The organism is Flavobacterium wongokense (assembly GCF_021608265.1).
GTDB classification, from domain to species: Bacteria; Bacteroidota; Bacteroidia; order Flavobacteriales; family Flavobacteriaceae; genus Flavobacterium; species Flavobacterium wongokense.
Genome location: NZ_JAKIHP010000001.1, coordinates 762,909 through 784,847 on the forward strand (window position 1 = coordinate 762,909; position 21,939 = coordinate 784,847).

General features: G+C 38.5%; 18 protein-coding genes and 1 tRNA gene. 5 read left to right on the plus strand and 14 right to left on the minus strand.

Translation table 11 applies throughout. The features are described from left to right. Positions 1–9 precede the first annotated feature (9 nt). Positions 10–2,217, plus strand: coding sequence for a TonB-dependent receptor (locus L1S31_RS03170; protein ID WP_236462020.1), 2,208 nt, complete (start codon positions 10–12; stop codon positions 2,215–2,217). A gap of 28 nt (positions 2,218–2,245) precedes the next feature. Here L1S31_RS03170 and L1S31_RS03175 read toward each other — a convergent pair whose 3' ends face one another. The 4 genes from L1S31_RS03175 to L1S31_RS03190 all read right to left on the minus strand — a co-directional run bounded on the left by L1S31_RS03175 (position 2,246) and on the right by L1S31_RS03190 (position 5,924). Continuing rightward, positions 2,246–3,046, minus strand: coding sequence for a TIGR00266 family protein (locus L1S31_RS03175; protein ID WP_236462022.1), 801 nt, complete (start codon positions 3,044–3,046; stop codon positions 2,246–2,248). A gap of 163 nt (positions 3,047–3,209) precedes the next feature. Next, positions 3,210–4,124 carry a lipid A deacylase LpxR family protein gene (locus tag L1S31_RS03180; RefSeq protein ID WP_236462025.1) on the minus strand — a complete coding sequence of 305 codons (915 nt, stop codon included), beginning with the start codon at positions 4,122–4,124 and terminating at the stop codon, positions 3,210–3,212. Next, positions 4,124–4,807 carry a monofunctional biosynthetic peptidoglycan transglycosylase gene (mtgA, locus tag L1S31_RS03185; protein ID WP_236462028.1) on the minus strand — a complete coding sequence of 228 codons (684 nt, stop codon included), beginning with the start codon at positions 4,805–4,807 and terminating at the stop codon, positions 4,124–4,126. The genes L1S31_RS03180 and mtgA overlap by 1 nt, the downstream gene beginning before the upstream one ends. Position 4,808: 1 nt before the next feature. Next, positions 4,809–5,924, minus strand: a complete 1,116-nt coding sequence (locus tag L1S31_RS03190) for an NAD(P)/FAD-dependent oxidoreductase (RefSeq protein ID WP_236462030.1) — start codon at positions 5,922–5,924, stop codon at positions 4,809–4,811. Positions 5,925–6,113: 189 nt separating this feature from the next. On the opposite strand from L1S31_RS03190, the gene L1S31_RS03195 reads away from it, so the two are divergent. The 3 genes from L1S31_RS03195 to L1S31_RS03205 all read left to right on the plus strand — a co-directional run bounded on the left by L1S31_RS03195 (position 6,114) and on the right by L1S31_RS03205 (position 12,450). After that, positions 6,114–9,584 carry a reprolysin-like metallopeptidase gene (locus L1S31_RS03195; RefSeq protein ID WP_236462033.1) on the plus strand — a complete coding sequence of 1,157 codons (3,471 nt, stop codon included), beginning with the start codon at positions 6,114–6,116 and terminating at the stop codon, positions 9,582–9,584. 97 nt (positions 9,585–9,681) lie between these two features. Further along, the gene (locus L1S31_RS03200) at positions 9,682–11,592 is read left to right on the plus strand and encodes a S9 family peptidase (protein WP_236462035.1); all 1,911 of its coding nucleotides are present in this window, start codon (positions 9,682–9,684) and stop codon (positions 11,590–11,592) included. Positions 11,593–11,775: 183 nt separating this feature from the next. Then, entirely contained in the window at positions 11,776–12,450 is a 675-nt protein-coding gene (locus L1S31_RS03205; RefSeq protein ID WP_236462038.1) for a C1q-like domain-containing protein, read from the plus strand. A 54-nt stretch (positions 12,451–12,504) separates the two neighbouring features. Here the strand turns inward: L1S31_RS03205 and L1S31_RS03210 are convergent, their stop codons facing one another. From L1S31_RS03210 to pdxA, 7 genes are all read right to left on the minus strand, one after another. After that, positions 12,505–15,039, minus strand: a complete 2,535-nt coding sequence (locus tag L1S31_RS03210) for a DUF7619 domain-containing protein (RefSeq protein WP_236462042.1) — start codon at positions 15,037–15,039, stop codon at positions 12,505–12,507. 85 nt (positions 15,040–15,124) lie between these two features. Next, positions 15,125–16,471 (minus strand): acetyl-CoA carboxylase biotin carboxylase subunit, encoded by a 1,347-nt coding sequence (gene accC / locus L1S31_RS03215; RefSeq protein WP_236462044.1) that lies wholly within the window; start codon positions 16,469–16,471, stop codon positions 15,125–15,127. Positions 16,472–16,564: 93 nt separating this feature from the next. Then, positions 16,565–17,044, minus strand: a complete 480-nt coding sequence (accB, locus tag L1S31_RS03220) for an acetyl-CoA carboxylase biotin carboxyl carrier protein (protein ID WP_236462047.1) — start codon at positions 17,042–17,044, stop codon at positions 16,565–16,567. Between the two features lie 21 nt (positions 17,045–17,065). Then, a complete protein-coding gene (locus L1S31_RS03225) occupies positions 17,066–18,064 on the minus strand; it encodes a beta-ketoacyl-ACP synthase III (protein WP_236462051.1) in 999 nt (332 codons plus the stop codon). 159 nt (positions 18,065–18,223) lie between these two features. After that, positions 18,224–18,418: a 50S ribosomal protein L32 gene (gene rpmF / locus L1S31_RS03230; protein WP_121312109.1), complete on the minus strand. Its 195-nt coding sequence runs from the start codon at positions 18,416–18,418 to the stop codon at positions 18,224–18,226. Positions 18,419–18,427: 9 nt separating this feature from the next. Further along, on the minus strand, positions 18,428–18,967 hold the full coding sequence (locus L1S31_RS03235) for a YceD family protein (RefSeq protein WP_236462053.1): 540 nt from the start codon (positions 18,965–18,967) through the stop codon (positions 18,428–18,430). 84 nt (positions 18,968–19,051) lie between these two features. Then, positions 19,052–20,101: a 4-hydroxythreonine-4-phosphate dehydrogenase PdxA gene (gene pdxA / locus L1S31_RS03240; protein WP_236463504.1), complete on the minus strand. Its 1,050-nt coding sequence runs from the start codon at positions 20,099–20,101 to the stop codon at positions 19,052–19,054. 57 nt (positions 20,102–20,158) lie between these two features. Between pdxA and L1S31_RS03245 the strand changes: the two genes are divergently transcribed. Then, the gene (locus L1S31_RS03245) at positions 20,159–20,749 is read left to right on the plus strand and encodes a riboflavin synthase (protein WP_236462056.1); all 591 of its coding nucleotides are present in this window, start codon (positions 20,159–20,161) and stop codon (positions 20,747–20,749) included. Positions 20,750–20,783: 34 nt separating this feature from the next. Here L1S31_RS03245 and L1S31_RS14925 read toward each other — a convergent pair whose 3' ends face one another. The 3 genes from L1S31_RS14925 to mce all read right to left on the minus strand — a co-directional run bounded on the left by L1S31_RS14925 (position 20,784) and on the right by mce (position 21,779). Next, positions 20,784–20,993, minus strand: coding sequence for an Fjoh_0651 family PID-CTERM protein (locus L1S31_RS14925; protein WP_370637847.1), 210 nt, complete (start codon positions 20,991–20,993; stop codon positions 20,784–20,786). Positions 20,994–21,196: 203 nt separating this feature from the next. Beyond that, positions 21,197–21,270: transfer RNA gene (locus L1S31_RS03250), tRNA-Ile, on the minus strand. 107 nt (positions 21,271–21,377) lie between these two features. Further along, the gene (mce, locus tag L1S31_RS03255) at positions 21,378–21,779 is read right to left on the minus strand and encodes a methylmalonyl-CoA epimerase (protein ID WP_236462060.1); all 402 of its coding nucleotides are present in this window, start codon (positions 21,777–21,779) and stop codon (positions 21,378–21,380) included. Between the last annotated feature and the right edge of the window lie 160 nt (positions 21,780–21,939).

Here is a 21,939-nt window from a genome sequence, read left to right on the forward strand (position 1 = left end):
AAATATTTTATGAAATCTATATACATGGCCTTATTTATAGGGTTTGCGTTTGTTGCCTCGGCACAAAACAAAATCGGTGGAACCATTTCCGACAAGGACAATAAGGCATTGTCCAATGTTATTGTTTCCGTTCCGGAAATCCATAAGGAAACCATTTCCGATACTGATGGAAATTATGTTTTAAACAATCTGCCAAACGGCTCATTTAAGATTGTTTATTCGTTAGTTGGTTATGCCACACAAATACTGACTGTAAATATTTCCGAAAAGGAAATTACACAAAACATCTCTTTGGAAGAAAACATCATCCACATGGATGAAGTGATTGTTTCAACGGCTTTCAACAAATTACAATCGCAAAACGTAATGAAAGTCGAGCACGAAAGTGTAAAATCACTACAGCAAAAAGGAACCGCAACACTCATTGAAGGCCTTGCAAAAATCCCTGGAGTTTCGCAGGTTTCAACAGGAACATCCATCGGAAAACCGGTCATTAGAGGGTTGAGTGGTAATCGTGTTTTGGTGTATTCGCAAGGCGTTCGTTTGGAAAACCAGCAGTTTGGTGAAGAACACGGCTTGGGTTTAAACGATGCCGGCGTTGAAAGCGTTGAAGTTATAAAAGGCCCTGCTTCGCTGCTTTACGGTTCAGATGCTTTAGGCGGTGTTTTGTATTTCAATCCTGAAAAATTTGCCAATCCAAAGGAGTTTAAAGCTGATTTTAGTGGGCGTGTATTTTCGAATACGCTTGGCAGCAACACTTCCCTGGGTTTGAAAACTTCAACAGAAAACTGGAAATTCTTAGCACGTGGAAGTTATAACACACATGCAGATTATACAATTCCGAATGGTGACAGGGTAACCAATACGCGTTACAACGAAACCGATTTTAAAACCGGAATTGGTTACAGCAATTCGAAGTTTTCAAGTGTGCTGCGGTATAATTTCAATAAGCTCGATTTGGGGATTCCCGAAGACGGAATTAGTGAACAATCGACAAGCCATTCCACTATTTATCCAAAGCAGGCAGTTGACAACCACATTTTGAGTTTGCATAATAATTTTTATTTCAGAAATTCAAAATTGGATGCAGATTTGGGTTATATCTTTAATGACCGAAGCGAATTTGAAGACAGCAATGTGGCTTCTTTGCACATGAAATTGCGGACGTTGAACTACGATTTGAAATATTATTTGCCCAAATTAGGAAAAGTAGAGACCATTGTTGGTGTTCAGGGAATGCATCAAACCAATACAAATTCGGGAGAAGAACTTTTAATTCCAGATGCGGAAACTACTGATTTTGGAATTTTCGGAACAGCTAACTATGAATTTGGAAAGAATGTTTTGCAGGCCGGACTTCGTTTTGACAATAGACAAGTGAGCAGTGAAGCCCACGGAATTCAAGGAAATGAAGGTTACTTCGCGCCAATCGACAAAAGTTTTGACAGTTTCAATGCGTCTTTGGGATACAAAACCAATCTGGCGGAAGATTTTACCTTGCGTTTGAATATTGCTTCGGGTTTCCGTGCTCCAAATTTGGCCGAACTGACCTCAAATGGTGTACACGAAGGCAGCAATCGGTACGAAATTGGGAATTCGTCACTTGACAACGAACAAAACCTGCAGACCGATTTGAACCTCGAATACAAAAGCTCACATTTTGAATTGTTTGCCAACGGATTTTACAACCACATCAACAATTACATTTTTATTTCGCCAAACGGAAACGTAATTGACGGAAACAATGTTTATGATTATGTTCAGGCGAATGCCAAATTATATGGCGGCGAAGCCGGAATCCATTTCCATCCGCATCCTTTGGATTGGCTGCATTTTACCAGCAGCTTTGAAACGGTTATTGGCAAAAAAGACAATGGCGACAACCTGCCTTTGATTCCGGCCAACAAATGGAACAACAATTTCCGTGGTGAGTTTAATGTCAAAAACTGGTGGCAAGAAGGATTTGCAACACTTAACATCGAAAGCACTTTTGCGCAGAATAACAATAGCGAGTTTGAAACCCGAACCAATGATTATACACTGATAAACTTAGGCTTGGGCGGAAAAATCAGTATCAGCAAAGCCACTTTCAATTTTAACCTCAACGCCAATAATGTGCTAGACAAAACCTATGTTTCGCATTTATCGCGTTTGAAATCGGATGGAATCCCGAATATCGGAAGGAACATCATTCTTGGAATTAATTTTATGATATAAAAAAAGCGGCTTAGGCCGCTTTTCTTTTTTAAAATCCGTTATCTCCATCTATCATTCTTCCCAATCCGCCGAGAAGGCTTCCTTCTTCACGGCCGCTTCCTCCGCTTCGTGGGGCAGCAGCAATGATTCGGTCTGCCAAACGGCTGAATGGAAGTGACTGGACATATACAGTTCCTGGTCCGCGAAGTGTTGCATAGAACAATCCTTCGCCTCCAAATATGGAATTCTTTATTCCTCCAATAAATTCAATGTCATAATCAACATCTTTGGTAAATCCGACAATGCAACCCGTATCAACTTTCAGGATTTCCCCTGAAGCCAATTCCTTTTTTGCCAATGTCCCGCCAGAATGGACGAAAGCCATGCCGTCACCTTCCAATTTTTGCATGATAAAACCTTCACCACCAAATAAGCCCCTTCCCAGTTTTTTGGAGAATTCGATTCCGACAGCCACACCTTTGGCCGCACAGAGAAATGAATCTTTTTGACAAATGAATTTGCCCCCGAACTGCGTCAAATCAATAGCCACAATTTTTCCCGGATAAGGTGAAGCGAAACAAACCTTGCTTTTTCCTGAATTTTGGTTGATGTATGCGGTCATGAAAAGGCTTTCTCCGGTCAAAACCCTTTTTCCGGCAGAAAGCAGTTTATCAAATAAACCCGATTGTTGCTGCGAACCATCGCCAAAAATGGTCTCCATTTTAATGCCGTTATCCATCATCATAAAGCTTCCGGCTTCGGCAACGACTATCTCCTGAGGATCCAGTTCGATTTCTACGTATTGCATTTCTTCACCATAAATATGGAAATCTATTTCATGTGCTTGCATTTTTGTTGTTTTTAAATTTAGTTATTAGTAAAGTTATTCCAAAAAAGTTACATAAAACCATATTCTAGCTTATTTCACTTTATTAGTAATAATATGTTAATATTTAAGTAATTACTTGAAATGTGCTTAAGCTTTGAAAAGCTTACTTGTGAAGCTTTTTTATTTAGAAAGCGTACGACCCAATTAACGATCCGTAATAATAACCCGTAGCCGAATTATTTTTGATTTCTTCGGTAATATAATTGAAGGCACACGAAAGATTGTAATGGCTGTATTTGAATTTCAATCCGGTTTCTCCTTTAAAACGCAACGGATTCAGGTTGAATGTTACCGGGCTATCATGGTTAAACAAACTTCCCTGTATGGTAGCGTCATAAAACTGTAGGTTCAGTTTTGGTAAGATATAAAAATAGAATTCCTTTTTTGCCGTTCCGAGTCCGTTATAAAAACTGGATTGCTGCATGGGCGTCACTGATTTTGACAAACTAATCCGGCAAAGAGTTCCAATGGCTGCTGACGAAAAAGCAGTTCCGGCTTCTGCCTGTCCATTAAAATGGAGATCCATTTTATCGGTTGCGAAAATAGGTTTGGAATAGTTCAAACCAACCTGAACAGCCACAAGATTATGGATTTGTTGTTCCCAACCAATGATATGCCCGAATCCAAAAGCATTGTGCATCCATCTTTGAAAATCTTCTGCTTTCGAATCTGGCCCGACTATTCCCAATCGGAATGACATTCCCAAAACACTATTCGACTGAAACATTTTACTGGTATTGTATTCTGCAAACAGATAGCCTGCGTAAGGCCTGTTGTGGTCCTCCGGAAAAGGGGATTTCATATTCCTTGGATTATAAATCTGCTGTCCGATTTTTAATCCATGGATTATTTTTTGTCCTGCGGTAGATTTTTTCGAAACATAATTGGCAAACACAAAAATTCCGTTGGTATAATAAAAATCATTGTAGGCCGAAGCAAAGGAATCATTATCCAATTGCAATCCCAATTCAAATTTTGAATTTTCCTGTGTCCAGCCAAGAACCGGAAGTAGAACAAATAAAAGGAAACTATATCGCATTAGTATTCAATCTTACCAAGATGCCTCATGATGCGTACAATTTTGTCTTTTCTATTATTGATATAGGAAGAAGAATTGGACGCTTTGAATTTCCTTGGATTGGGTAAAATAGCCGCAATTCCGGCAGCTTCCCTTGGGTTTAAATCGATTGCGGTTTTGGTGTACCAATGACGTGCTGCTTCCTGAGCGCCATAAACGCCATTGCCCATTTCAATGCTGTTCAGGTAGACTTCCATAATGCGTTCCTTACCCCAAATCAATTCAATCAAAACTGTGAAATAAGCCTCAAGCCCTTTACGGACGTAACTTCGTCCCTGCCAAAGAAAAACATTTTTGGCCGTTTGCTGCGAAATGGTACTTCCGCCTTTAAGTCTTTTTCCTTTGCTATTACTCTTGAAGGCTTTTTGCATCGCTTTAAAATCGAAGCCATTGTGTTTTAAAAAATTGCCGTCTTCGCTGGCAATTACTGCCTTTTGAAGATTTGGCGAGATTTTTTCCAACGGAACCCATTTGTGGCTGAAGGTTGCATCGCCTTTGTTATCAAGCTTGAATTCGATAATCCGGGTAACCATTAATGGCGTAAACGGAATCGGAACCCATTTGAATATAATTACAGATAAAATCGAAAGCCCGAAGAACCAAAGCATGGCTTTCCAAATCCAGCGAAAAATTTTTCTTATCATATTATTGAACTAAATCTGCTAATTCCTGACCTATCAAACTCCCGATTGCAACTCCCATTCCTCCCAAACGAACACCGCAGAAAACGTGTTCTGACAATTGCTCTACAATTGGTTTTTTGGTTGAACCCAATCCCATAATGCCACTCCAGCGATGCGCAATCGTAAAATCGGTGTTTGGTAAAATTACTTCTTTTAGCAATTGCTCCAAACGATTTTGTATTAATTCTGTCTGCCCAAGTTCTGTAGTTGTTTCGGTTTCAAATGCCAGGTTTCTTCCACCACCAAAAAGTATCCTGTTGTCAATGTTCCTAAAATAATAATAGCCTTTATCGAGATGAAACGTTCCTTTGATGTCTAAATTCGGAATAGGTTCTGTGATCAAAACCTGAGCTCTTGCTGGCTTCACCTGATTATGTGTAAGCTCGCCCGCAAAACCATTGGTTGCAAATAATAATTTTTTGGTAAAAAAACTAAAATCTGATAACACAACTTCTACGCCTTCATTTTTTTCCTGATATGCGGTAACTTCAATTTGGTTTAGGATTAAAATATCATTCGCTATTGCTTTTTGCAAAAGTGCGTTCATCATTTTCCCAGTATCAATCTGCGCTTCAAACGGATTAAAAACCACATAATCCTGTATTCCCTGAAAGGCAAAACGGTCTACTTCCTTGGCGAAAACATCATTCCTAAAAAGAGGTTTTAGCAAATCATTAATGAAGGGAAGTTTTTGCAGGCATTCATTATAAGTGCTTTCATCATTCTTCAGGAACAATTCATAACCGCCATAAGGCTTGAAATCTATGGTTTCATCACCAAGGTTTTTTCGCAAAAGTTGCAAACCGTTCCAGCGTTTTTGAATGAGCTGAACAACCTCTTCTTCGCTGTGGGATTTTAAATCATCTATTATTTCGGAAATACTTCCAAAGCAGGCAAATCCGGCATTTTTGGTACTTGCACCTTGTGGCAGCATTCCTTTTTCGAGTATCAGGATTTTGCTGTTAGGGAATTTTTCGCGCAGCACCAAGCCACAATGAAGAGCAACAATTCCGCTACCGACAATCGTGAAATCGACATTTGTAAACCAATTTTTGAGTTCCCAATAACTAAGGTTCATCTGTAAAATTTTTTCTAAAAATACTTTTTTATATAATGTAAAGGTAATCTTTTTAAAAAAATTGCTTTCATACGAATTCTTCCTATGTTTTATCAAATAGGTATGCATTTCGTCGATTTTTTAACAGTTTTAATCGACTTATTGAAAAAAAATCTCTTAATTGTCGCGTTAATTTTAACCACAAAAATTATGAAATGCAAACTACTTCTGGGTGCTTTATTAGCAGCAACATGTTTCTCTTATGCGCAAAATAAGGCTACGTTGTGGAATACCACTACCAAAAAAAGCAATATGGTTCCCCTTGAAGCCAAAATGAGGCTTCCTGAAAACCATCTTTTCGATTTGAATCTTGTAAATCTAAGATCGAGTTTGAGTGCTGCGCCTGTAAGAGGTGTTAACTCAAAACAATCGAGCACAATCTTATCAATCCCAAATGCTGATGGCGTATTGGAAAGATACAGCATTTATGAAAATTCAAGCATGGATCCAGCTTTAGCTGCAAGATATCCTGAGATTAAATCCTATATAGGAATTGGGATTGACAATCCGGCAGCGACTGCGCATTTCAGTGTTTCCCCATTAGGTTTCAAATCGATGGTGCTTGCTCCGGATAAATCGGCTGTTTTCATTGAGCCAATTTCTGCGGATTTGAGGACTTATACCGTTTATAGAAAAGCAGACAGAGCGCAATCACTTACACCATTTGAGTGTAGTGTTATCGATGAAGTTGCTCCACAGGTTAATGGTGCTGACGCAAGACCAAATGCGGATGACGCCACTTTGAGGACTTTCCGTCTGGCGATGTCCTGCACAGGAGAATACACTACTTATTTTGGTGGTACAAAGGCTTTGGCTTTAGCTGCAATCAATAACTCTATTACAAGATGTAATGGTGTTTTTGAGAAAGATTTTGGTGCGCGTTTGATTATCATTGCCAATACGGATGCTGTAATTTACACAAGTGCTTCTTCCGATCCTTATTCTAATGCTTCAAGCATGTCACAATGGAATTCACAATTACAATCTACCTTAACCTCTGTTATTGGTGAAGCCAATTATGACATCGGTCACTTATTTGGTGCTACCGGTGGTGGTGGAAATGCAGGTTGCATTGGATGTATTTGTACCAATGGTTCAAAAGGAAGTGGAATCACTTCTCCAGCTGATGGAATTCCGTCAGGAGATAATTTTGACATTGATTATGTAGCTCACGAAATTGGACACCAAATGGGAGCTAACCATACTTTTACACACAGTAACGAAGGAACGGGAGTTCAAATGGAACCTGGATCGGGATCAACTATCATGGGTTATGCCGGTATTACGTCTTTGGATATCCAGCCTCACTCTGATGCCTATTTCCATGCGGTTAGCATCCAACAGGTAACTAATAATATTAAGGCAAAAACCTGCTCTGTAAATATTGCTACAGGAAATTCAGTACCAACAGCTTCAGCTGGTTTGGATTACACCATTCCAAAAAGCACTCCATTTATGCTGACTGCAACTGCAACAGACGCTAATGGCGATGCGCTGACTTACAACTGGGAAGAAATGGACAATCAGTCAAATTCTGCTGCTCCTAGTGCTACAAAAACTTCTGGTGTAGATTTCAGATCTTATAATTCGACTACATCACCAACAAGATATTTCCCTAGAATGGCTTCACTTTTAACAGGTTCATTAACAACTGCAGGAAGTGAAATTACGGTTGAGGCATTACCTTCGGTTGCCAGAACCATGAATTTCAGGGTAACTGTTAGAGATAACAGAGCTGGAGGACCAGCAAACAATAGTGATGACATGGTGGTGACTGTTAATGCAGTTGCCGGTCCATTTAACGTTACAGCTCCGAATACTGCTGTTTCCTATGTAGGTGGAAGCACTCAGACCGTAACATGGAACGTTGCCGGAACTACTGCAAATGGTGTGAACTGTGCTAATGTTGACATTTTGATTTCGACAAATGCCGGAACTACATGGTCAACTTTATTGGCAGCAACACCAAACGATGGTTCACAAGCCGTGACTATTCCGAATACTGCTGGTACAACAAACCGAATCATGGTAAAAGGAACCAATCATATTTTCTTTGACATTTCCAATGCAAACTTTACAATTACAGCCGGTTCAACTGATACAGTTGCCCCAACTGCTCCAACATTGTCTGCATCAGGAACAACACAAACCTCAACCAATTTATCATGGTCAGGTGCTACTGATAACGTAGGTGTAACAGGTTATGATGTTTATAAAGATGGTGTTTTATTGGGTTCAACAGCTTCTACAACTTATGCTGTTTCCGGTTTGACAAATTCAACCACTTATGTTTTCACAGTAAAAGCTAAAGATGCCGCAGGAAATGTTTCTGTTGCCAGCAATGCATTAAGCGTAACGACTTTGGCTCCGGCTCCAGATACAACTGCTCCAACAGCTCCAACATTATCTGCTTCGGGCACAACTTTTACAAGTACAAATTTATCTTGGTCAGGTGCTACCGATAACGTAGCCGTTACCGGATACGATGTGTATAAAGATGGTGCTTTGATTGGATCAACTACAAGCGCTACTACATTTGCAGTAAGTGGCTTAGTGGCTTCAACAACTTATGCATTTAATGTTACGGCTAAAGACGCTGCTGGAAATATTTCCGCGAACAGCAATACCGTAAATGTTACCACTCCAACTCCTGATACAACGGCTCCAACTGCTCCGACATTATCAGCTTCGGGAACTACGTCTTCATCTACGAACCTGTCATGGTCTGGTGCTACTGATAACGTAGCGGTTACCGGATATGATGTTTATAGAAATGGTTCTTTATTGGGCTCAACAACTTCGGCGACAACTTATGCGGTGACTGGTTTGACAGCTTCAACAACCTATACTTTCAATGTTAAGGCTAAGGATGCCGCAGGAAATATTTCGGCAAACAGCAACACAGTAAGTGTAACAACGCTTGCCAATACTATTACTTATTGTACATCAACAAGTACTAATACTGCTGATGAAAGAATTGGAAGAGTAGCATTTGGAACAATCAACAATCCTTCTACTGGAACTGCCGGTTATGAAAACTTTACCGCGCTTTCAACAAACGTTGTAAGAGGATCAGCAAATACCATTACAATCACTCCTTTCTGGACAAGTACTGTTTGGACTGAAGGTTATGCCGTATTTATTGACTACAACCAGGATGGCGATTTCTCTGACGCTGGTGAAACTGCTTTTACAAAAGCAACTTCTAAAACAACTCCTGTAACGGGAACGATTACAATCCCTGCAACTGCAACTCTAGGTTCTACAAGGATGAGAGTTTCTATGTCATACAATGCTACACCTACTGCTTGTCAAACATTCACTTACGGACAAGTTGAAGATTACACGATAAACATTACTTCTTCTGCAAGAATTGATGAAGCTGCACCTGCAAGGATTTCATTTAATGTTTATCCAAACCCTGTAAAAGGCGATATTTTGAACATTTCAAATCTTGAATCTCCATCAACTTATAAAATTTTCAATATGATGGGGCAGGAATTAGGAAGTGGTAAAATTGAGAACGATGCCATTTATGTAGGTTCTTTAAAAACAGGAACATTCCTGATTGAGGTTTCTAATGGAACTTCAACAACAACAAAACGTTTTATTAAGGAATAATCCAATTATAAAAACTAAAAAGCCATACTGAAAAGTGTGGCTTTTTTTGTGAATTAATTTTGCTACTTTTAGGCATTCAAAAAAATTATCTGAATTTATGAAGAAAGTACTTTTTTTAATCGTTAGCACAATGGGCATCGCAGCATCGGCACAACAGGTTTTAACACCAGAAGGATTGTGGAAGTTAGGTAGGGTATCTGCCCTTGGGATTTCCAAAGATGGAAAAACAATCGTTTACAAGGTAGGAACACCTTCCATGGAAGAAAACAAATCCAACTCAAAGTTTTATACAATTCCTGTAAATGGTGGAAATCCAACTGAAGTTGAGGAAGCTCAGACTAAGGATTTGTTAAACGACAAAAACGTATCTCCGGACGGAAAATACCTCTTGTCAAATGAAGAAGTTAAAATTGAGAATGTTCTAGGCAAGGATTTTTATCCTGAATTGGACAAATCGGAAGCACAAATCTACGACGGATTGGATTACCGTCATTGGGACACCTGGAATAATGGAACCCATAACCATGTTCTTTATGGCATCAATAAGTTAAATAAAGCGCGTCCTATTGACATTATGAAAGGCGAGCCTTATGATTCACCTCAAAAACCTTTTGGCGGTGATGAAGATTATATCTGGTCGCCAGACAGCAAAAGCATCATTTATGTGTGCAAGAAAAAATCGGGGACAGCTTATGCAATGTCTACGAATACCGATTTATACGAATACAATCTTGAAACCAAAACAACAAAAAACCTAACTGAAAACAATCTGGGCTACGATACCAATCCTATTTTTTCTCCTGGAGGTTATTTGACCTGGCTTCAAATGAAGCGCGATGGTTATGAAGCTGACAAGAATGATATTATTGTCCGTTTTAGGGATGTTGATTACAATCTAACTATCAATTGGGATGGTTCGGTTGACAGTTATAAATGGAGCCCTGATGGAACAAAGGTGTATTTTATCGCTGCTGTTGATGGAACGACGCAATTATTTGAAGTTAATTTTCCTGGTGTAAAACGAATCGGAATTAGCGTTAAGCAAATTTCAAACGGTGATTTCGACGTTCATGACATTGTAGGTTTTAATGGCGATAATATTATCGTTAGCCGAACAGACATGAATCATGCTGCGGAACTTTATTCCTTTAGCTATAAAAAAAGAACTTTTACGCAGCTTACCAAAACCAATAACGAAGCTTATTCAAAATTAGCTTTGCCAAAATATGAAAGAAGGTATGTTACTACTACCGATGGCAAAAAAATGCTGGTTTGGGTAATCCTTCCTCCAAATTTTGATAAAACAAAAAAATATCCAACGTTGCTTTACTGCCAGGGCGGACCACAATCTCCGTTAACGCAGTTTTATTCTTTCCGTTGGAACTTCTCTTTAATGGCTTCCCAAGGTTATGTTGTGGTTGCTCCAAACAGAAGAGGAATGTATGGCCACGGAAGGGAATGGAACGAACAAATCTCTAAAGATTGGGGTGGACAGGTGATGAACGATTATCTGTCAGCTATTGATGATGTTGCTAAGGAAAGCTATGTTGACAAATCGCGCTTAGGATGTGTTGGCGCTAGTTATGGAGGTTATTCTGTTTTCTATTTAGCCGGAATCCACAATAACCGTTTCAAGTCATTTATTGCCCATGATGGTGTTTTCAACACCCAAAGCATGTTTGGCACAACTGAAGAAGTATTCTTTAACAACTGGGATTTTGGTGGAGCTTATTGGGAGAAAGACAATGTCGTGGCGCAAAAGGCATACAACCAATTCAATCCAATCAATTATGTTGACAAATGGAATACTCCTATCCTTATTGTACAGGGAGGAAAAGATTACCGTGTGCCAATCGGACAAGGCCAGGAAGCATTCCAGGCTGCACAATTAAGAGGGATAAAAAGCCGTTTCCTTTATCTGCCTGAAGAAAATCACTGGGTGTTGAAACCACAAAACGGAATGGTTTGGCAACGTGAGTTTTTTAAATGGTTGAAAGAGACCTTATAAAAATCTAAATTTCAAAATTAGAGCCTTGATTTCATCAAGGCTTTTTTATTGTTTTTTGAGAATGTAAAATGTTACTTTTATAAGAAATTTTCTTATTTTGAGAATAATTTTGTGTATTTTATCTATAATATTCGCATTTTGTCGATTATTTTAGTATGTTTGACTACCCTAAAAATCTCAAAAATGATGAAAAGTATACTATTTGCTTTCATCCTGTTATCCTTTACAGGAGTAGCACAAGTTGGTATAGGAACTTCAAACCCTACAGCAACTTTAGACGTCAATGGAGCTATGAGAGTTCGTTCAACAGCTACTAACAGCCGTGAAACTTCGGCAAAAGATTCTATATTGGTTTCTGACCGTGATGGGAACATTCAGCGGATTTCATCCAAAATGGTCATCGAAAGCCGTTTGAAAACCTTTATTAAAGGTGGTTTTAGCGCAAGTGCTGATCAATCCTTAACGGTTTCATCAGGAACGGTGAAAGTTCCTTTCAATTATGAAGATATGGATGAGAATAACGAATTTGATACCTCAACCAACACTTTTACAGCAAAAGCGGACGGGATTTATGCGATAAATGTTCAGATTAAATCCAATGCTTCGAGCGTTGCAACCAATTTTGGGGTTTCCATCCTAAAAAATGAAACCGTGATTGCAAGATGCGGTTATTCCAACATTGGTGTAACGATAGCTTTTGTCACTATCAATGTAACACCGCCAGTGAGAGTAGTACAGACTTTGGTTAAACTCAGTTTGGGCGATACCATCACATTCAACATTTACACCGATTTGATAAATGTTGGGCTGCTGAGTAATAAAACAGACTCCTTTTTCACAATCCAACAGGTGCGGTAAAAGGCAAAAAGCCTATTCTGGGGAATAGGCTTTTAATTTTTGATTCATCAGCATTTACTCTTTTATGAATTTTGTAGTGGCAGTTCCTTTATCACTTATGATTTTTATAAAATAGGTTCCAGGCTTCAATCCTGAAACATCTATGGTTTTTGTAGGGTTAGTAACTACCTGAACCAATTGCCCAAGATTATTATAAATACTGATTGAACTCATTTCCACATCTTGTTTTACAGTAATGGTAAGCCTGTTTTTTGTTGGGACTGGCGACAGGCTGAAAACATTATTGAAATCAAAATCACTATTGCCAAGCGTCGCAACGGTGGTTGTATAGGTATTGGTAGTGACAGGGAAATTATAATCGAAATAAATATTGGCTCCATTACTGAAAGTATCTCCTATTACAAGAGTAGGTTTTGTCTTGATTTTAAATGCGACAAAGCCATCATTGTGTACATCATCAAATGGCAAATTGATGTTCTCAAAGATAAATTCAACTTGGTTTGTGTTTAATATCCTGGTCACAAATTGATGGCTACCATTTAAAGGAACCAAAGTCGAAATATCAAACTTGTTGGTATCAACTATATCCTTCACAACAATATTCACGGCACTGGCTGTCCCCGTGTTTTCAAAACGAATGACATAATGTACATATTGTCCCACCATGCTTGATGAAACAATTGGCCCTTCCAGGCAGGTTTTATCATTAGGATCGTGTGAATTAATAACTATCTGATTTACCCGAACCGTATTGTCATTTGAGTTTTCATCTGTTGCAATAGCAATATTTGCAGTATAATGCAATACATCTCCAGCATTAACGGCAGGCGTTTCCATTGTTGTATTGATATTAAATTTAACAGTTATGGTACGTGTTTCGAATAATTGAAGGTTCGTAAAATCCCAAACCAGATTGTTTGCTGACTGACTACTTACAGTTTGGCTCGCCTCTACAAAATCTAAAACTGCATCATCAAAGTTCAAGCTGATCGTGCCCGACTGCATCAAGTTTCCTTTATTCTTGTATACAATCCTATATTCTGCATCAAAGCCAGGGCGCGCATCATTCGTTGGAATCATAGTGATTTCTACATCCGGATGCGAACCGATAGGGCTAACGCAGAAATTTTGAGTCAACGGGCTAGCCTGTGTTGGAAAATTTACATTGACCGTCGTAGGGGAAACCGAAAAATAGGATGGGTTTTCAATAATTGGGGTAACAGTATATGTCCCGGAAACAAGCGGAATTGAATATCCTCCGCTGGCATTTGTAATGATACTTCCCGATGTTGTCCCGTTAGTAATGTTGTATCTCAAATTAGGATAAATGTAATCCAAGGCATCACATCCGTTGTTGTTTTGGTCATATTTATTTGTCCCGTTCATTACATAATAAGTTCCGCCAGGAACAAAAGAGCAATACGAGTTTACATTGCAGGTATTGGTATAACCATACTCGGTAATCTTATTCATAATCGGAATGAAGGAATCTGCATTTTCATCTATACAGATATATTCAAGGGATGGATTATTCGAAAAATCGAAATCATCCTCATTAATGTAAATGGTATTTTTTAAAAGTAAATACTTCAACAAATTGTTATGGGAACAATTAAAGGAATAAAAAATACCATTACTAGCGGAACTAAATTCCGTAAGTTGATTATATGAAAAGTCTAACTCATCTAACGATGGATTTTGTGATATATCCAAATGACTCAATTGATTATGCGAACAGTCAAGCGCTCCCAGCATCGGCAGGCTGTTCAGGTTTAAACTTGTAAGTTGATTATTGAAACACGTAAACCTCTCCAGTCTTGGCAGGTTGCTGACTGCAAGTGTTTGAAGATTGTTATTCTCACAATTCAAAACCGTAAGGTCAGGCAACCCTGCAACAGCTAGGGTCGATAACTGGTTGTTTTGACATTGTATGTACCATAAGCCTGTAGAATTGCTAACGTTCAACGAAGTAAGTACATTATCTGACCCATACAAAAACCTCAGGTTGGAAAAGTTACCAGCGTCAATAGTTGCAATTTGATTATTTCTGAAATCCAAAAGGAAAAGATTGGTAAGATTGCTGATGTTTAAGCTTGTCAGCTGGTTCATGCCACATGATATTTTTGCTATACTTGGAGTATGGGATAAGTCCAATGAAGTTATTTGGTTTGCTATACATTGGAAATCGTTAAGATTAGGGTTTCCTGATAAGTCTATAGAAGTTAGCTGGTTACTATCGCAATACAATTGTGTAAGGTTAGGCAACATGGTAACGTTCAGGCTGGTCAACAGGTTTGCGCTGCAATTCAATTTCCTAAGATTGGTGAAATATTGAACATCACTAAAATCAGTAATCGACGCATTAACGATTTCAAGGCCATAAACTGCGAGGATTTCGCTAAGCTGGAATTGCCCATCAAAATTGGCATCAATCCTTATAGAGGCACCGCTTGCATTTCTTGCAACCCCATTGAAGGTTGACGATGACATTAAAACAGCTCTGAAATTTGCATTCTGTATCGTTACTATCTGGGCATTGCCAGCAAAGCCAATAAAAGCAACAAACAATAAAGCGTATAATTTTTTCATGGTATTAAATTTGAGCTCAAAGATATAAATAGTTATGTAAATACGGCATTAATAAAAAAGCCCCGCTTTTCAGCAGGGCTTTGTTTTATTCTGTACCTTTCATCTTAAAGGATTCCATAAACTTGGTAGTGTAATTCCCGGCTACATAATCCGGTTCATCCATTAACTGCCTGTGGAAAGGAATGGTTGTTTTGATTCCTTCAATATAAAACTCATCCAAAGCACGCTTCATTTTGTTAATCGCCTCTTCCCTTGTCTGAGCAGTCGTAATCAACTTTGCAATCATCGAATCATAGTTTGGCGGAATGGTATAACCTGCATAAACGTGGGTATCCAGGCGCACTCCGTGTCCACCTGGCGCATGCAATACTGTAATTTTTCCTGGTGAAGGACGGAAGTCATTATAAGGATCTTCAGCATTGATACGGCATTCGATTGAGTGTAATTGTGGCAAATAATTTTTACCGGAAATCGGCACACCTGCAGCAACTAAAATCTGCTCGCGGATCAAATCATAATCTATAACCTGTTCCGTAATTGGATGCTCCACCTGAATACGCGTATTCATCTCCATGAAGTAGAAATTCCTATGCTTATCCACAAGGAACTCAACAGTTCCGGCTCCTTCGTACTTAATGAACTCAGCAGCTTTTACAGCAGCTTCCCCCATTTTATTACGCAATTCGTCTGTCATGAATGGAGAAGGAGTTTCCTCTGTCAATTTTTGGTGACGACGTTGTACCGAACAATCTCTTTCAGACAAGTGGCAGGCTTTTCCATAAGAATCCCCTACAACCTGTATTTCAATATGACGTGGCTCTTCAATAAGTTTTTCCATGTACATACCGTCATTTCCAAAGGCTGCAGCCGATTCCTGACGTGCGCTTTCCCATGCTTTAAGAAGTTCATCTTCTTTCCAGACGGCGCGCATCCCTTTTCCACCACCACCAGCTGTTGCTTTCAACATTACCGGATAACCCATTTCTTTAGCTAGTTTTTGAGTCTGTTCGAATGATTCCAACAAACCGTCAGAACCCGGAACACAAGGAACGCCTGCAGCTTTCATTGTAGCTTTTGCAGAAGCTTTGTCTCCCATTCTGTCAATCATTTCAGGCGAGGCACCAATAAATTTGATACCATGCTCCTGGCAGATTTTGGAAAACTTGGCATTTTCAGAAAGGAAACCATATCCTGGGTGAATTGCATCTGCATTTGTAATTTCTGCAGCAGCAATGATATTGGACATTTTCAGATAAGATAAATTACTTGGCGGAGGACCAATGCAAACCGCTTCGTCTGCAAATTTTACGTGTAAACTTTCCGCATCTGCAGTAGAATAAACTGCTACAGTCTTGATGCCCATTTCACGGCAGGTTCTGATTACACGAAGTGCAATTTCTCCTCTATTGGCAATTAGTATTTTTTTAAACATCTTTAATAAATTTTGAATTTTAAATTTTGAATTTTGAATTGGTTATAACTGACGATTCACATCATTTATAATTTAATTTAAAATTTAAAATAGTTAAGATGGATCAACCAAGAATAATGGTTGGTCAAATTCAACTGGCGACATATCGTCAACCAAAATTTTAACGATTTTTCCAGATACTTCTGATTCAATTTCGTTAAATAATTTCATTGCTTCTACTACGCAAAGAACATCTCCTTTGCTGATTGAACCTCCAACCTCAACAAACGTAGGTTTGTCTGGTGCTGGTTTTCTGTAGAATGTTCCAATCATTGGTGATTTAATAGTGATGTATTTTGAATTGTCATCAGATGCAACTGGTGCAGCCGGTGCAGCTGGTGCAGCAGCTACAGGAGCCGGAGCAGCTGGCAATGCCTGTTGCATTGGTGCTTGTTGTACATAAGTAATATCAGGTGTGTTACCTTCAAGAGTAGTTCTGATGGTAATTTTTACATCACCTGTCTCTAACTTTACTTCTGCAACCCCAGAATTAGATACAAATTTGATTAGGTTTTGAATTTCTTTTAAATCCATGATTAGTCTATTTTAGTTAGTTTATTGTTTATTGTATGCCCATTTTAGGTAGATAGAACCCCAAGTGAATCCACCACCAAATGCTGCAAAAATTAAATTATCTCCTTTTTTTAGTTGGCCTTCAAAGTCGCTTAGCAATAAAGGTAATGTTGCCGAAGTAGTATTGCCATATCTATGAATGTTTACCAACACTTTTTCTTCGTCAAGACCCATCCTGCTTGCTGTGGCGTCGATGATTCTTTTATTTGCCTGATGTGCAATCAACCAGTTTACATCATCTTTTGTCAAATTATTGCGCTCCATGATTTTTTCGCTGACATCAGCCATTCCTGAAACTGCATATTTAAAAACCGTTTTTCCATCCTGGAAAACATAATGCTGGCCATTCTCAACGGTTTCTTTTGAAGGAGGAAGAATAGATCCACCGGCATCGATTTTCAGGTATTCCCTTCCGATTCCGTCACTTCTTAAATATTCATCCTGCAAACCAAGGCCTTCATGGTTAGGCTCGAACAATACAGCTCCGGCTCCATCTCCAAAGATGATGCACGTTGCCCTGTCCGTATAATCTATGATAGATGACATTTTATCGGCTCCAATCAAAAGCACTTTTTTGTATCTGCCTGACTGAATGTAAGCTGCCGCTGTTGACATCCCGTAAAGGAAACTCGAACACGCTGCCTGCAAATCGTATGCAAAAGCATTGACAGCACCAATTTGGCTGGCCACATAAACCCCTGTTGAAGCCACTGGCATATCAGGTGTTGTGGTTGCCATGATAATCATGTCAATTTCTTCCGGGTTAATATTTGCTTTGGAAATTAAATCCTGGGCGGCTTTGATTGCCATAAAAGAAGTGCCTTTCCCTTTTTCTTTCAATAGTCTTCTTTCCTTGATTCCGGTACGAGTGGTAATCCATTCGTCATTGGTGTCAACCATTGATTCCAGTACTTGATTTGAGAGTACAAATTCTGGAACGTAAGCTCCAACTGCGGTGATAGCGGCTGTTATTGTATTCATAAATAGGGTATTTTACTCCTCACTTTTTTCAGCGTGAAAAGTTGTGGAAATTACAAAAAAAAATTATACCTAAGGCTTTTTAGGACGCGATATTTATTAAAATTCTTAAAAACAAAAAACTCCCACAAAGTGAGAGTTAGTTTTTGTAAAAAACTTTAATTATGCTACAGCTACTGATTTATCAATAACCACTTGACCTCTGTAGTACATTTTACCTTCATGCCAGTAAGCTCTGTGGTATAAATGTGCTTCTCCAGTTACTGGGCAAGTTGCGATTTGAGCAACAGTTGCTTTATAATGAGTTCTTCTCTTATCTCTTCTTGTTTTCGAGATTTTTCTTTTAGGATGTGCCATTTTACTATATTATTTATCCGTTAATAGTTTTTTTAATTGGTCCCAACGTGGGTCCGTATCTTCTTCTTTTTTCTCTTCTTTTACTTCCTTAACCTGTAATTCCTTTAGCTTTTTCAATGCTTCTGTTTCCAAAGTCCCATCCTTTACTCCGGGATGGATTCTTTTTTGTGGAACCGACAACACAATCATTTCATAAATGTATTGTGATAAATCGATTTGATGTTCTCCATGTGGCAGAATCAGCAATTCGTCATTGTCATTGTTGAATTCTTCACCAAACTGCACCACCAATTTGATTTTTCCTTTAATTGGCAAATCAAACTGCTCGCCTGTCAAATCACACGGAACATTTACTGTTCCTTTGTGCTTAAAGCTGATTTCCAGCATTGTTGACTTTTTTTCAAGGACAACATCTACTGTGATATCGCAACTTTCGAATTCATCAAAACTAAATTCGTCAAAGAACTTTTTGTTTATTTTAAATTCAAACTGATGCTTTCCTAATTTTAATCCGACAAACGGAATTAAATATTCATTCGTACTTTTCATCTAAACAACAATTTGAGCCCTAATTCGGGAGTGCAAAGATATAAAATAATTACAATTCCAAAAGCCTTATAAACATTTTTTTGTTTATAACTGTTTTTCCTTTATTTTCAGTGGGTTTTTACTGATTTCCTGATAGGTGTTTCTCGAATTGTAAATGTCAATCGCTGTATAAACTGCTTCCTTAAACGAATTAAAATCGGCTACTCCTTTCCCAGCAATCTCAAATGCGGTTCCGTGATCGGGCGAAGTCCGTATTTTATTTAGCCCGGCTGTGTAATTTACGCCATTACCAAATGACAGCGTTTTAAATGGAATCAATCCCTGGTCGTGATACGTTGCCACGACAGCATCATATTTTTCATATTGTCCATTTCCAAAAAATCCATCAGCTGCAAAAGGCCCAAAAACAAGTGTCCCTTTTTCAAATAATTTTTTCAGGATGGGTTTTAGTATTTCGTCGTCTTCCTTTCCAATCACGCCATTATCTCCTGCATGTGGATTCAATGCCAAAACCGCAATCTTTGGTTTATTGATTCCAAAATCCTGAATCAGTGACTGTTTTATCGTTTCGACTTTTTGGGTAATGAGTTTTTCGTTTAGGTGTTTGGCCACTTCATTCACCGGAATATGGTCCGTCAACAATCCAACGCGAAGTTTATCCTGAACCATCAGCATCATTGCATTTCCATCCAACTCTTTATCCAGATAATCGGTATGCCCCGGAAATTTAAAATCTTCCGACTGTATGTTATACTTATTGATTGGAGCTGTAACCAAAACATCAATCTGATTTTCCTTAAGGGCATTTGTAGCTGCAACAAATGATTTGATGGCATATTTACCAATTTCCTCATCATTGGTCCCGAAATTTAAATCAACGCTTTCTTTCCAAATGTTAAGTACATTGATTTTGCCTATAACAATTTGATTGATTTGATCAATGCCGTGAAGATTAGTTTCCAAGCCCAATGTCTTTTTAATGAAAGACAGGACTTTTACGTTGGCAAAAATAACTGGTGTACAAAGTTCTAACATTCTGGAGTCGTCAAAAGTCTTTAAAATGACTTCGCTGCCAATTCCGTTCAAATCACCAATCGAAATTCCGACGATGATATTTTCTGCTTTTTTCATAATAAGAACACGTTATTTATTGCTAATTTTGAAGTGCAAATTTAGTAAAATAAAACCACAATGTTTACAGGAATAATTGAAACCCTTGGAATTATCAAAGATTTGAAAAAAGAAAATGATAATCTCCATATCACTGTTTCCTCAACCATAACCAACGAATTGAAAATTGATCAAAGTGTTGCCCACAACGGCGTTTGTCTTACCGTTGTTGCTATTAACAATGATACATTTACAGTTACAGCCATTAGGGAAACCATCGAAAAAACGAATCTGGGTGATTGGAAAGGGGGTGATTTAATCAATATTGAGCGCGCAATGAAACTGGGTGACCGGCTCGACGGGCATATTGTTCAGGGACATGTTGACCAAACCGGAACCTGCAAATCGATTGAGGAAGCCAATGGTAGCTGGTATTTTACTTTTGAATACGACAAGACCCTAAATAACATCACCATTGAAAAAGGATCGATTACCGTAAATGGAGTCAGCCTGACTGTAGTAAATTCGAAAATCAATGAATTCAGTGTTGCGATCATACCCTATACGTATCAAAACACTAATTTTAAAAACTTTAGGATTGGGACAAAAATAAACCTGGAATTTGATGTTGTGGGAAAATACGTCGCCAGATTGCATTCCTTAAATCTGTAAATGCTAAAAAAGACTATAACAAAAAAGCTTCAAATTAATTTGAAGCTTTCTTTATTTTATTCAGTTTATATAATCCGTAAGATATTGACAGTATCACTAATAGGAGAATCCCTCCGTCCAAAGGCAAGCCTGGTGGCGGTGGCGGAGTCGACGGTGGCGGTGGTCCTGGGTCAGCAAAAACGTTTGTTACTGACAAGAAAAACACAGCCAGAATAATAATAATTCTATTCGGGACAATTTTCATAGTGCGTAAAAGTATAAAAAAAATCTATTTACCAAAATAAATTTATATTGAATCCGTAAAGTTAATAGAAAAATAATGTTCCGCAAATGCTATTCAGTCATCTACTTAAAAAATCGATAACTTACATTTATTAACGTTGTATTCTACTTTTTGGTTTTTGTCAGAGACAAAAAAGACCTCAACAAAGAGGTCTTGAAATTATGTGGTCCCACTTGGGCTCGAACCAAGGACCACCTGATTATGAGTCAGGTGCTCTAACCAACTGAGCTATAGGACCGGTTATGCTTCACTGATTCCATATTTATTTTGGAGTTCAGCGAATAAAGCCTAGGCTTTATTTGCGGTTGCAATATTAGCACTATTTTTATTTACACACAAGTGTTACTAGCGTATTTCTTGACAAAGTTCAACCAAAACACCGTTTGTGCCTTTGGGGTGTAAGAATGCAACTAACTTATTATCAGCGCCTTTTTTTGGCGTTTCATTCAGTACAATAAATCCTTCTTTTTTCAAGCGCTCTATTTCTTCTATGATATTTTCGACATCAAAAGCGATGTGATGGATTCCTTCCCCTTTCTTTTCCAAAAATTTTGCAATCGGGCTGTCGGGATTGGTAGCTTCGAGAAGTTCAATTTTGTTGGGGCCATTCATAAAGAATGAGGTCTTGACTCCTTCGCTGGCGACTTCTTCTTCTTTGTAAGGTGGATTCCCAAATAATTTTTCGAAAAGCCTGTTGGAGGTTTCCAGGTTATTCACGGCTATTCCGATGTGTTCAATTTTTCTCATTTTTAAAAGTAGCAAAGTTACAAAGTAGCAAAGTTACAGAGTTAGTTTAAAATCTAAAGGCTGGGATAAGGTATTTTTTATTGACCTGAAAAAGAAAGTCGTGTCTTTTAGCCCCGATTGGAGCGAGCTACCATGTAGCGCGGAAAGCGGGAAGAGTTAT